Raw genomic sequence first — 12,527 nt, 5'->3', positions numbered from 1 at the left:
GTCTAGCGGTTGAGGTACAATCTGCCTTGTACTGGGTTATGACCTTCTTTGTTAAAGTTTATGATATAGAAGTACACGCCATTGGGAGCGGTGCTGCTTCCATTGTTTCCGTACCAAGCGGGGTTTTTGCGGTCTCCTTTAAACAAGCTGGTTCCGTATCTATTTAGGATTTCCAAGGTGAAATCTGGAAAGATGACCTCTATATTAGGAACAAAGAAGGAGTCGTTCCTACCATCTCCGTTGGGTGAGAATCCGTCAGGAATGAAAAAATCATAGGCTTCAGGTTCACAGTTGGTAAGGTCTACGGTAATGGCCATCCGATCTGGGTTCATACAGCCGGTGTCCGGGTTAAAGCTTTCCGCATAATAGGTGGTTTCGGAGACCAATAGCACATCTTCTTCCAGAGGAATTCCATTTTCCGGAGTATCGTACCAAAGCACAACATAAGAAGAACTGCTCTCAGCATCCCGTAAGTCTGCTATTGTAGGATTGTCCAACCCGCAAAGGGCCAAGGTGGAAAATGCCAATGTGGCCGGCTCAAGTTCATAAATGGTAGGGATAACTTCTGTGCGGATAGAGCTTTGACATTTACCGTCTACTTCAGTAGCAGCATAATAACTTTTTGCGTCAACAAGGGCGGTGGTATTATCCAGGACCGTACCACCAGTTTCAGTTTCATACCAAACAATGGAATTGCTGCTGGCAACGCTCATATTTAAATTATCTACCGTTGGGCTTTCTGATCCGCAAAAAGCGGGATTTCCAACAAATAACATGGGCATTTCGGGATCGGAAAGAATGACCGTAACCTGAACCCTGTCCGAACCTTCGCAATTATTGTTGGGGTCTATATTGGAGATAAAATAATCCTCGCCATCTACAAGTTCGGTTTCCAACGGAAGAATATCCATATCCGTAGCCGTTTCGTAAAACATAATCTGGCCGTTCGCAGTTACCTCAATATCCTGCAATGTAGGTACGGATGATGGGAAAGCGGCAAGACAGATGGTTTGTACGGCTTCGGCTTCCGGTAAAGCGGGGATGCCTTCAATGGCAAAATTTTCATTCACCTCAAAATCGAATATCGTTCTACAAGGTGTGGTGTCATTTTGAGTGCTTTTTACGGTAACCGTATAGTTTCCTTGAGAAAGTGTAGCTACATCAATTTGATAATCTGCCGTTCCTCCAGTAAAATTGATGGTGTTATCAATTAAAACAGTATTGGTTTCTTGGGAGACTACTTCGTAAGTAACTATGTAGGCCCCATCGTCTAAAGTAGGTGCGTTAACAAGCACATCAATACTGGTAGCGTTGCAAGAATTGTCTACTGCAAGATTTAAATCTATGGCTTCTGGAGTGGCTGTAATTGTGGAGGTGCTCGTAATTTCACAATCTAAAGGAAAACCATTGTCTACTTCAAAATTAAAACTATGCTCGCCAGCTTCTGTAATTTGAGCGGCAGGTATCACTAAGTTGGCATTGCCTGAATTAAAAGTCACGTCATTTGCGATGTGTACGGTTTCTGTTCCACCGGGAGCGGTAATTGTGTAGCTAACATCATAAGTTCCGTTGGCAGGTGAGAACGAAGGGTCAAAAATTGAACTCAAAGAAACCGATAAGTCTTCATTTTCACAGGTATCCGTTACAGATACGTTGGGGTCGCTGATTACTAAGGAAATAGGGTCTGCTTCAATAGTAGGGCAAACACTTTCTCCTAATGAGGTAATGGTTAAAGTTGTATTCTCATTTAAAGTGATGAGGTTCGCATCAATCTCAAAGAAACCGGTTCTATCGGGGTTAAGTACCAGTTGGTCCCCACCTGTTTCTGTTCCGCTGGCAGAAGTCAGTAAATAGGAAATGTTATAAGTGCCATCGGCGATTAATATATCGTTGTAATCTGTGATGTCTATTCTATATTTTAGAGCGCCCGAGCAGTAATTTGGCGATTCCATAGTGCCTTGTAAAACGGGCAGGATTATTATTTCTACATCTGTGGTATGAATGTCACAAACGGCATGAGAAGGATAAACCGTATAGCGAAATGTAAATGAGCCATACATATGCCGATCACGGATGGCCTGTATGTCTATAAATCGATCGGTAAGATCCTCTAGTTGATCGGTATTGGCACCTTCGGACCAAGTACCGTTTATGTCTTCGTCTTCCAATAGACTGTTAAGATCAAAATTGGTATAAGTAGATAAGTCATCTGTAGCACATACAACTAAATTGGAGCCAATTCCGGAATTGGCAGGTCTCTGTACTTCAAGTAGTAAGGTTACTTGTCTACTGGGGCAAGAACCTACGGCAGGCACGGTGTGTGTAAATTCATAAATTCCCGTTCCAGCGGATTCCGCATCAAAAAAGTTTGTTGATAAATGTGGTGCGGCAGCCGGTGTAACCGCATCCCAAGTACCATTAAAATCTTGAAATTTGCCTTCTGTTTCGTCTCCTATAAAACTATGGAGGTTAACTCTTGGATCATCGCCACAGGCATCTGCGGAACCATCTATATTGTCTTCACCGGGATATCCTCCCAGAATTATGGTTATTATTGCGGTCTCGGTAGTGCCGCTACAGTCATTGGTGTAGGTAAATTCATGAAACCCTGAGTTTTTTACTTCCCAAAGATTAACAACGCCCGTGTTCCGATCAAGGGCGTAATAGTTGGCCGGGTCATTGGTAGACCACGCGCCTCCAAGAGTTGGGGCTCCACCTAGTTTTGCAAATAGGTCAAACGTCTTATTGGCCTCATCGGCATCTTTTGTACATACGGTTACAGTATTGTCTGTACCTGCACATTGTGCCGTAGCATTTACGGAAAAGAGAAACAAGCAAAAGGACAGAGCCAATTGCAGAATGGTTCTCATGTAAGTCTGGTTGGTCATTTTGTATTGTTAGGGGGCAGAATACATATTGCTCCAAAACAAATGTAGTTTGACGATGAGCCCTTTGGGAATAAATGTTGTCAAAGCTCTTATTTGAAGGGTGAATCTTACTAAATACGTAGAAAGGATTAGTGAAAAGTGTGCATTTTGTCGGTGTTTTTGAATCTTCATCGGATTTTTTAATCTATTAATTGTAGCAGGTTTAGATGTTTTTTTTCGGCAAATCAATGCCTATATTTGCCATAAATACAGCGTTTATGCAGATTCATTTTATTGCAATTGGTGGTAGTGCCATGCACAATTTAGCTTTGGCCTTAGCACACAAAGGAGATGTCGTAACAGGAAGTGACGATGTAATTTTTGAACCTTCCAAATCTCGATTGGAGGCACAAGGACTCCTTCCTGAAAGTTTTGGCTGGTATCCTGAAAAAATAATTGAAAACTTAGATGCTGTAATTCTTGGAATGCACGCAAAGGAAGATAATCCTGAATTGTTAAAGGCTCAAGAGTTGGGTTTGAAAATATATTCGTACCCAGAGTTTCTGTATGAACATGCCAAAGATAAAACGCGAGTAGTAATTGGTGGAAGCCACGGAAAAACTACGATAACTTCCATGATTCTTCACGTGCTGAACTATCACGATAGGGAGGTGGATTTTATGGTGGGTGCACAGTTGGAAGGTTTTGAGCGCATGGTGCATTTAACGGATGATAACGATTTCATGATTTTGGAAGGAGACGAATATCTTTCTTCGCCTATAGATAGAAGACCAAAATTTCACCTGTATAAACCTAATATTGCCTTATTGAGTGGGATAGCTTGGGATCATATTAATGTTTTTCCAACGTTTGATAATTATGTGGAGCAGTTCCAGATTTTTGTGGACAGCATAGTTAAAGGAGGTAGTATTACTTATAATGAAGAGGATATAGAAGTTAAAAAGGTGGTTGAAGCATCGGAAAATGCCATTAGAAAATTACCGTACACCACCCCGGAGTATAGCATTGAAGATGGTACCACTCTTTTGGAAACCCCAGAAGGACCCATGCCTATTGAAGTTTTTGGGAAGCATAATCTGAGCAATTTGGCCGGTGCTAAGTGGATATGCCAAAACATGGGAGTAGATGAAGACGATTTCTATGAAGCTATTGCAACGTTCTCCGGAGCATCCAAACGTTTGGAAAAAATTGCAGAAGGAAAAACTTCCGTAGCCTATAAAGATTTTGCGCATTCGCCCAGTAAAGTGGCTGCAACTACCAAAGCCGTAAAAGAACAGTACGCTAACCGCAAATTAATTGCTTGTTTGGAATTGCATACGTACAGCAGTTTTAATCCTGAATTTTTGAAAGAGTACAAAGGAGCATTGGATGCCGCAGATGAAGCGGTCATTTTCTACTTGCCGGAGTCCGTGGCAATCAAAAAATTAAAAGAGGTTACGCCCGAACAAATTTCAGAAGCATTTGAACGTAAGGATCTTAATATTTTTACCAATGCGGAAAGTTTTAAGGACTTTGTTTTCAACCAGAATTATGACAACTCTGTTTTACTATTAATGAGCTCGGGAAATTACGGAGGACTAGATCTTGTTAAATTAAAAGAAAAGTTTCCCGCATAGTATTTGGGGTCAATGGGTAAGGTTTGGAAGCAAAGTGCTCTTGGCGAGTGGTTTGCTTATTTCATCGGTGATGGAACTCTTTAAATTAAGAGTTTGCTATATTTATATCATGCATGAAAAACCAACCTCGTTTTCGATTAAAAATTGGTCGGACGATGATAAACCACGAGAGAAATTAGTCCATAAAGGAAGGTCGGTATTATCCGATGCCGAATTAATCGCAATTCTCATTGGCTCGGGAAGCAGAAACGAAAGTGCAGTTGAACTAGCAAAAAGGATTCTTGCTTCCGTAAACAATAACCTTAACGAATTAGGTAAACTTTCCATCAAACAACTCATGGCCTTTAAGGGCGTTGGAGAGGCTAAAGCAGTAAGCATAGCGGCTGCTTTGGAAGTAGGGAGGAGAAGACGTGGTGAGGAAGCGCAGAAAATCAGTAAGATTAATAGCAGCAAGGATGTTTTTGATTTGTTGCAACCACAGATTGGAGAGCTACAACATGAAGAATTTTGGATTCTTTACCTAAGTAATGCCAATAAGGTATTGCACCGTGCCCAATTGAGTAAAGGTGGGTTAACGGGAACTTTAGTTGACGTGCGGATTGTAATGCGTCAGGCACTGGAGCAAGGTGCCGTTGGTTTAATCTTGTCACACAATCATCCTTCCGGAACGCTAAGGCCAAGTGAGGAGGACCGTAAAGTAACGCAGAAACTAAAAAGGGCCGCTGCGGCATTGGATATAAAAGTTTTGGATCATTTGATAATTACCCAAAAGGATTATTATAGTTTTGCTGATGAAGGTATTCTGTAAATTTGTAGTCTAATGATAGCGGACACTCAAAAGTACATGCCACATTAGAGAACAAAAATTGAATCATTAGCAGGTTATGTTACTTATTTATACCCATAAGATTACGTCGCGTTTCAGGTACACCATGAAACAGGTCTTTACGCGCATATTGGGTATTGAAGTTTCATTTACCACTAAAGTAGAGGATTTTATAAAACACTCGGGAGCAAAGATTACGTATACCAAGCAGCCTTTGCAGAACGAATTTTTTGTTAGGAGTAATGACCTTCTTTTTGAGCAAGGTATAAACGATCTTCAGATATCCGTTAGCGATTGGGATGGTGTTCCGTGCTTTTTTAAAGCAGGGGAGCGTAGTAATCTGCCTTTTGATATATTTTCTGCCAGTTTTTATTTGTTGAGTAGGTATGAAGAGTATTTACCTCATGTAAAGGATATACACGAGAGGTTTCCTGTTAAGGATAGCTTGGCCTACAAACACAAATTTTTAAGGTCTCCCGTAGTTGATATTTGGGCGTACCGATTGCTGGAAGAACTGAAGCTTAAGTTTCCCGATTTAGAATACAAGCCCAAGAAATACCGTTACGTTTCGGCCATAGATGTTACAACGTCACATTGTTTCGCTTATAGGGGTGTTGTGCGGAGTATTGCCGGGTTTTTCTATGATCTAGGTTCTTTAAAATTCAAAAGAGTAGCACAGCGTGTAAGAGTGTGGTTCAATGCCCATGAGGATCCCTATGATAATTTTTCATTTTTGGTAGGCCTTCATAAAAAATATGGGGTAAAGGATATATTCTTTTTTCAGTTTGCAGATTATTCTACTTTTGATAAAAACGTTTCCCCGGATAATAATAAATTTCGATTTCTTATAAAATCCATCGCGGATTATAGTAAGGTAGCTCTGGCCGCGTCTTACAGCTCGTTCAATGAGATAGACCTTTTAAAAAAGGAGAAGAAAAAATTAACGGGTGTAATCAACAAGCCTATAAATGCTTCGCGTTTGCGGTACAATAGGGTAGACCTTCCACATACCTATAGAAATTTGGTGGAAGCAGAGTTCGTAGATGATTACACCATGGGCTACACACATGAAATTGGTTTTCGTGCCAGTACGTGTACCCCTTTTTACTTTTATGATATTAATCTAGAGGTGCAACAGCCTATTAGAATTCATTCGTTCGCCTTTCATGATTATGCCTTTTCTAATTATACAAGTGATGACGGTATTCTGGATCAAGTACGTATTATTTGTGATGAAGTAAGGGCCGTTAACGGAGAGTTTGTCTCGGTTTTTTCCAACGAACTTTTAGGAGGTGAAGAAAAAATGGATTGGAAGAAATTTTACGAAACCGTATTACAACAGTGCCATGTTTAAGGATATAATTACAGATGTTTTTTTTGATTTAGACCACACCCTCTGGGATTTTGAAAAAAACTCCGCTCTTACCTTTGATAAAATTTTTAAGGAAAATCATATAGAAGTTGCTCTGCCTGATTTTTTAGAAGTATACATTCCGGCTAATTTTGCTTTTTGGAAACTTTATAGAGAAGGGAGAATAACTAAGGAAGCGCTAAGGTATCAACGTTTAAAATCGGTTTTTGATGATTTAAAGTATGGGGTTTCCGATGAAACCATCAATAGATTATCGGAAGAGTATATTGCGCATTTATCGTCCTTTAATCACTTGTTTCCCAATACCATTTCCATTCTGGATTATTTAAAACCCAAATATAAACTTCATATCATCACCAATGGGTTTCAGGAAGTTCAAGGAAGAAAACTAAGAAACTCTAACATTCATGCATATTTTAACCAGATTATTGATTCTGAAATGGCAGGTGTTAAGAAACCGGACCCTATTATTTTTAATCTGGCTTTGGAAAGGGCAAAAACAAGGCCCGAGACTTCCTTAATGATCGGAGATAATCTAGAAGCAGATATTTTGGGAGCACAGGCTGCAGGCTACCATGCCCTGCACTTTAATGTACATCAAGAACCAAAACACGATTTTTGTGAAATCATTGAGGATTTACACGAAATAAAAATCTATTTATAGAGTTATATAGGTAACGCCATAATTGCGCCAACTAAGGCCTGTATTAGGTATTACCATGATAAAATTACTTAAATCCATTTTACTTTGTACGGTTTGTTCCCTCACACTATTTTCGTGTATAGAGGAGCAAGATTTTAACCAGTACGATGAGGTAGGGGTTACACCTACCTTAGAGGCGAGCATTCTTTATGTAGAAGCCCCTGAAGATTTGGTTAATGCAGCAAGTGGAGGGAATGTTTTTTCTCGGAATTTTAATTTTGATGCCTTTAGCTCGGACGTTTTTTCAAAACGAGTACTAGATGGTACCATAACCTATATTGTTGAAAATACGACGAGTAAGGAGCTAGAGGTTACTATAGAATTGCTTGATGCGGATGGGAGCGTTCTGGATATTGAAATAATTCCTGTAGACCCAACACCATCTTCTTTGCAGCGCGATGTGGCTTACGGAACCGCAGGACGTAGTATAGATATTATAAAGAACACCTCAAGCATTCGCGTAACGGCCAATAATTTGGGCGATACTACTAGTACTTCAAGTGAACCCGATCCCAAGGTTATTCTTAAATCTAGTGGAAAATTCAGAGTAGAAATAGAATGAGAGCCCCTAAACTACTTTTTATAGTCCTTTTTTGGGCATGCTTTACTATGTTCGGGCAGAACAAACAGCTGTTGTACGATTTTGTTGAGATTCCGCAATCTGCTATGGTTAACCCAGGTGTAGATACGGATTTTCAGTGGTATGCAGGGGTTCCGTTATTGTCAGGCTTATCACTTCAGGCGGGTTCTAGCGGTCTTTCAGTAAATGATATTTTTGCCGATGACGGACGAAGAATAAATGACAAAATAAGGGAGCGTGCCATTTTTGGAATGAATGCCCGAGATGAGCTAAGTGGTACTTTTCAAATTGAATTTTTAAACTTTGGTTTTAGAGGTAAAAATCCTGATAATTTCTATACAGCAGGAATGTATATTGAAGGTGATGCCATAGGGTATTGGTTTCAAGATTATGCCATACTGGCTTTTGAAGGAAATGCGGACAGACTCAACCAACCTTTTGATCTTGGGCATCTGAAGACAAGAGGAGAGCTAATGAATGTGTTTCATATTGGCTTGAACAAAAAAATAGATAATGAACTTACCATTGGGGTCAGGGGTAAACTTTACTCAAGTATTTTCGATTTCAATTCTACTAAAAACAAAGGTACTTTTATAACTAAAGAGGGCGTAAACAATATCTACAGTAGTACTGTAGAGGCGGATATGCAATTACGTACTTCAGGGCTTAACGGGTTAAAAGATGCTGTAGATGATGGAACTGTTGGAAGTACCATTACAAAACGGGCATTTCTGGGAGGTAATCTTGGGGTTGGTGTAGATTTGGGCTTCACTTACCAACTTAATGACCAAACCGTCCTTACGGGAAGTCTTTTGGATCTAGGTTTTATATATCATTCCAAAGATATCCGAAGTTATACGTTAAACGGAAGAGCAACTATAGAGGGCATTGAGATAATTTTGCCGGAAGCAGCGGCAGACCCAAATGCCGATTTTTGGCAAAACCTTGTTGATGATGTAGAGGATTTTGTCCCTTTTGAAGACAATATAGACAGTTACATAGCTTTTAGGCCAACAAAGCTATATGGTTCTTTGCGCTATAACTTTGGAGAGCATGTAGACAACCGGGCAAATTGTGCCTGTGGTGTAAATGCCTCTAGTAACCGTGCACGGGCCAAATATGTTAATAGTGTTGGTGGGCAATTGTATGTTATAAGTAGGCCAAGGGGCCCACAGATGGCGCTAACCGGATTTTACCAAAGAAGGTTTGGTAACTTTATGAGTGTTAAGACCACTTATACCGTAGATAAATTTTCATATTCCAACATAGGTCTAGGCCTTTCCGTACAAGCGGGGCGGGTAAATATTTATGCCATGGCAGATAATTTGTTATCGTATCGCAATTTGGCAGATAGTAATTATGCTTCTTTTCAGTTAGGATTAAATATCATATCTTGGGGCAAGAAATGATATTGTAGTGTCAATAATGATCAACTTCAAGGTTTGGCACGCTTTTTTCATCTTCCTATTTACAAATATTAAATATAAAGATTGTGAAGCATATATTCCTGACCTGTTTTTTCATGGTAAGTCTCATTGGTATGGCCCAAGAACAACTTAATGACTACAAGTACATAATTGTTCCAAAGAAGTTTGATGGTTTTAAAAAAGTAAATCAGTATCAAACCAGTACTTTGGTGAAATTTTTATTTACCGAAGAAGGGTTCCAAACTGTCTATGAAGACGAGCTGCCCAATGAACTGAACAACAATAGGTGCCTAGGGCTAACCGCAAACCTTATTGATGATTCATCTATGTTTACAACCAAGGCCGGTGTGGTCTTGGAAAATTGCAACGGACAAGAAGTTTTTGCGACACCTGTAGGTAAAAGTAAGGAGAAGGACTATAAATTGGCTTACGGCGAGGCCTTAAGGAATGCTTTTAAGGCGTTCAACACTATTAGTTACAAGTATAACGGTAAAGCGGATAAGACCGAACCTGTAACCGTGAACATGAAAAATGATGTAAAGCAAATAGAGGAAAAAACGAGCTATGAGCCAAAAAATAAGCAACCAATGGTTCAGCAGGTGGCAACTCGTGAAAACCAAAGTTATAAAGATAATAGGCCGCAGCCATCCCATGTAAAAAAATCGGTTCAAGCGCCTAGTGTTGCTATAAAGGCTGAGGCGTCCGCAATGGGTACGTTATATGCCCAAGAAATTGCTAACGGATTTCAGTTGGTGGACAGTACTCCTAAAATTCAGTTGAAAATCTTTAAAAGTTCATTACCCGATTATTTCTTAGCTGAAGGCGAAGGAAAAAATGGAGTTGTTTTTCAACAAAACGGAAAATGGTATTTTGAGCAATATGTAGATGGAGCGCTTAAAACGGAAGAATTGACGATTAAATTTTAATGGTCATACTTACCCTTCCACCTGTTTTTTAAAAAATCTTTAATTGCATTTTCTCGGGAATTGTTTCCGGGCTGATAGAAAGAGGTACCGGATAACTCCTCGGGAAGGAACTCTACATTTACAAAGTTATTTTCATAATCATGCGCGTATTGGTATTCGGCACCATATCCTAAATCTTTCATTAACTTGGTAGGAGCGTTGCGTAAGGGTAGGGGAACGGACAGATCTCCGGTTTCCCTGACTTTTTGTTGAGCTTTTTTAATTGCCATGTAACTGGCGTTGCTTTTTGGGGAAGTAGCCAAGTATACTGCGCATTGGCTAAGGATAATACTAGCTTCCGGATATCCTATTGTAGTAACGGCCTGAAAAGCATTGTTTGCTATGACCAATGCGGTAGGATTGGCAAGACCAATGTCTTCTGAAGCGGAAATAAGAAGTCTCCTGGCAATGAATTTTATATCCTCACCACCCTCGATCATTCTTGCGAGCCAATAGACCGCACCGTTGGGATCGCTTCCGCGGATGGATTTTATAAATGCAGAAACAATATCATAGTGTTGTTCTCCAGTTTTATCATATAACACCGTATTTTTTTGAACTTTGCTCATAACGAGCGTATCCGTAACTTCTATAGTATCCCCAGGCTCGGAGTTTACAACTAGCTCAAAAATATTCAGTAATTTTCTTCCATCACCACCGGACAATCGCATGAGGGCTTCGGTCTCTTTTAAATCTATTTTTTTTGACTTCAGGTATTTGTCTTCTTTAATGGCTCTTTTAAGAAGATTGTTTAGGTCTTCTTTTCCAAAGGCATTCAATATATAAACCTGACAACGAGATAGTAATGCCGGAATTACCTCAAAACTAGGGTTTTCCGTAGTGGCACCAATTAAGGTAACCCAACCTTTTTCAACCGCTGCCAAGAGCGAATCTTGTTGCGATTTGCTGAAACGATGAATCTCGTCTATAAATAAAATAGGATTTTTTGCAGTGAACAGCCCCCCACTTTTTTTTGCCTTTTCTATGACCTCGCGTATATCCTTAACCCCGCTGTTAATGGCACTAAGGACGTAGAAAGGACGCTCGCTTTCCGTTGCTATGATATTGGCCAGGGTTGTTTTTCCTGTGCCAGGAGGTCCCCACAGGATAAGGGAAGGTATAATGCCTCTCTTGATCTGGTTGGTTAAGGAGCCTTCTTTACCTACCAAATGGTTCTGGCTAATATAATCTTCTAAGCTTTTGGGGCGAATGCGTTCCGCTAAAGGTTCGTTCATAATACAAAAGTATAATAAAGATGTTAGAAGATGGTTTCTATAAAAAGGCAAACGAACTTTTTTAAGCACAGAAAGACTGTCATTCGTAAATGACGATTTAGCAGTCCATAAGCAGTTGGCCAACTTATTGCTAAATTTATACTATATGTCCGATAACATTTATTTTAAATTCACTAACAGTGTAATAATTGCCCCATTATTGGCGGTGATTTCTATTTGGACGGTGTTTTGGGTGGAATTACGCTTTAAAATCAACCTAAATGATTATGGTGTATACCCGCAACGAGTTTCGGGCTTAAAAGGCATCTTATTTAGCCCTTTTATTCATGGCTCGTTGGAGCACCTTTATAATAATACTATTCCCTTAGTGGTCTTAAGCGCTTCACTATTTTATTTTTATAGACGTACAGCATTACGGGTACTGTTTTTCGGAATCTTAATTTCGGGACTATTCACGTGGGGGATAGGAAGACCGTCATATCATATTGGGGCCAGTGGTGTTATATACCTTTTGGCAAGTTTTATTTTTTTTAAAGGGATATTTACCAAACATTATCGTCTAGTTGCCTTATCCCTAATCGTAGTCTTTATATACGGGAGTATGCTTTGGTATATTTTTCCTGTGGAAGACGGAATATCTTGGGAAGGACATTTGGGGGGATTTCTTGGGGGATTACTACTGGCATTTGTACTAAAGACAGAAACACCGCCTATAAAAAAATATGCTTGGGAAGAGGATGATTATGACGAAGAAGCCGATGCATTTTTACGTCAATTTGATGAAAACGGTAATTTTATAGAGAGTCCACCTGAAGAAATCAAACCGGAAGAAACCGTACAAATTACCTATCACTATAAAGAAAACAAAGAAACCGACTCTTTGGAATAAATTTGTAAAAATTGAACCTAGGTCTT

Annotated in this window: 10 protein-coding genes; 8 read left to right on the top strand and 2 right to left on the bottom strand. The window is 39.7% G+C overall.

Annotated features, from left to right (window positions below):
- Positions 1–2: 2 nt before the first annotated feature.
- Positions 3–2,870: a gliding motility-associated C-terminal domain-containing protein gene (locus H9565_RS06605; protein ID WP_215438427.1), complete on the bottom strand. Its 2,868-nt coding sequence runs from the start codon at positions 2,868–2,870 to the stop codon at positions 3–5.
- A 275-nt stretch (positions 2,871–3,145) separates the two neighbouring features.
- On the opposite strand from H9565_RS06605, the gene H9565_RS06600 reads away from it, so the two are divergent.
- From H9565_RS06600 to H9565_RS06570, 7 genes are all read left to right on the top strand, one after another.
- The gene (locus H9565_RS06600; protein ID WP_215438426.1) at positions 3,146–4,504 is read left to right on the top strand and encodes a UDP-N-acetylmuramate--L-alanine ligase; all 1,359 of its coding nucleotides are present in this window, start codon (positions 3,146–3,148) and stop codon (positions 4,502–4,504) included.
- 109 nt (positions 4,505–4,613) lie between these two features.
- On the top strand, positions 4,614–5,312 hold the full coding sequence (radC, locus tag H9565_RS06595; RefSeq protein WP_215438425.1) for a RadC family protein: 699 nt from the start codon (positions 4,614–4,616) through the stop codon (positions 5,310–5,312).
- 76 nt (positions 5,313–5,388) lie between these two features.
- Positions 5,389–6,684: a polysaccharide deacetylase family protein gene (locus tag H9565_RS06590; RefSeq protein WP_215438424.1), complete on the top strand. Its 1,296-nt coding sequence runs from the start codon at positions 5,389–5,391 to the stop codon at positions 6,682–6,684.
- Positions 6,677–7,366, top strand: a complete 690-nt coding sequence (locus H9565_RS06585) for a YjjG family noncanonical pyrimidine nucleotidase (protein ID WP_215438423.1) — start codon at positions 6,677–6,679, stop codon at positions 7,364–7,366. Before H9565_RS06590 ends, H9565_RS06585 begins: the two co-directional genes overlap by 8 nt.
- 55 nt (positions 7,367–7,421) lie before the next feature.
- Positions 7,422–7,967 carry a hypothetical protein gene (locus tag H9565_RS06580; protein WP_215438422.1) on the top strand — a complete coding sequence of 182 codons (546 nt, stop codon included), beginning with the start codon at positions 7,422–7,424 and terminating at the stop codon, positions 7,965–7,967.
- Positions 7,964–9,394 carry a DUF5723 family protein gene (locus tag H9565_RS06575; protein WP_215438421.1) on the top strand — a complete coding sequence of 477 codons (1,431 nt, stop codon included), beginning with the start codon at positions 7,964–7,966 and terminating at the stop codon, positions 9,392–9,394. The genes H9565_RS06580 and H9565_RS06575 overlap by 4 nt, the downstream gene beginning before the upstream one ends.
- Positions 9,395–9,477: 83 nt before the next feature.
- On the top strand, positions 9,478–10,338 hold the full coding sequence (locus tag H9565_RS06570) for a hypothetical protein (RefSeq protein ID WP_215438420.1): 861 nt from the start codon (positions 9,478–9,480) through the stop codon (positions 10,336–10,338).
- On the opposite strand, the gene H9565_RS06565 is transcribed toward H9565_RS06570, so the two are convergent.
- Complete coding sequence (locus H9565_RS06565) at positions 10,335–11,612, bottom strand: replication-associated recombination protein A (RefSeq protein WP_215438419.1); 1,278 nt, start codon at positions 11,610–11,612, stop codon at positions 10,335–10,337. The genes H9565_RS06570 and H9565_RS06565 overlap by 4 nt on opposite strands.
- 145 nt (positions 11,613–11,757) lie before the next feature.
- On the opposite strand from H9565_RS06565, the gene H9565_RS06560 reads away from it, so the two are divergent.
- A complete protein-coding gene (locus H9565_RS06560) occupies positions 11,758–12,501 on the top strand; it encodes a rhomboid family intramembrane serine protease (protein ID WP_215438418.1) in 744 nt (247 codons plus the stop codon).
- The last annotated feature ends 26 nt before the right edge of the window (positions 12,502–12,527 follow it).

Source organism: Zobellia russellii (assembly GCF_018728565.1).
Classification (GTDB): Bacteria; Bacteroidota; Bacteroidia; order Flavobacteriales; family Flavobacteriaceae; genus Zobellia; species Zobellia russellii.
The sequence above is the reverse complement of the archived record's forward strand: the minus strand, read 5'-3'. Positions and strand labels throughout refer to the sequence as shown.

Bases quoted from the DNA above. Each gene is read 5' to 3' on its own strand.
- H9565_RS06605 (WP_215438427.1), bottom strand. From the start codon at position 2,870: ATGAGAACCATTCTGCAATTGGCTCTGTCCTTTTGCTTGTTTCTCTTT.
- H9565_RS06600 (WP_215438426.1), top strand. From the start codon at position 3,146: ATGCAGATTCATTTTATTGCAATTGGTGGTAGTGCCATGCACAATTTA.
- radC (WP_215438425.1), top strand. From the start codon at position 4,614: ATGCATGAAAAACCAACCTCGTTTTCGATTAAAAATTGGTCGGACGAT.
- H9565_RS06590 (WP_215438424.1), top strand. From the start codon at position 5,389: ATGTTACTTATTTATACCCATAAGATTACGTCGCGTTTCAGGTACACC.
- H9565_RS06585 (WP_215438423.1), top strand. From the start codon at position 6,677: ATGTTTAAGGATATAATTACAGATGTTTTTTTTGATTTAGACCACACC.
- H9565_RS06580 (WP_215438422.1), top strand. From the start codon at position 7,422: ATGATAAAATTACTTAAATCCATTTTACTTTGTACGGTTTGTTCCCTC.
- H9565_RS06575 (WP_215438421.1), top strand. From the start codon at position 7,964: ATGAGAGCCCCTAAACTACTTTTTATAGTCCTTTTTTGGGCATGCTTT.
- H9565_RS06565 (WP_215438419.1), bottom strand. From the start codon at position 11,612: ATGAACGAACCTTTAGCGGAACGCATTCGCCCCAAAAGCTTAGAAGAT.
- H9565_RS06560 (WP_215438418.1), top strand. From the start codon at position 11,758: ATGTCCGATAACATTTATTTTAAATTCACTAACAGTGTAATAATTGCC.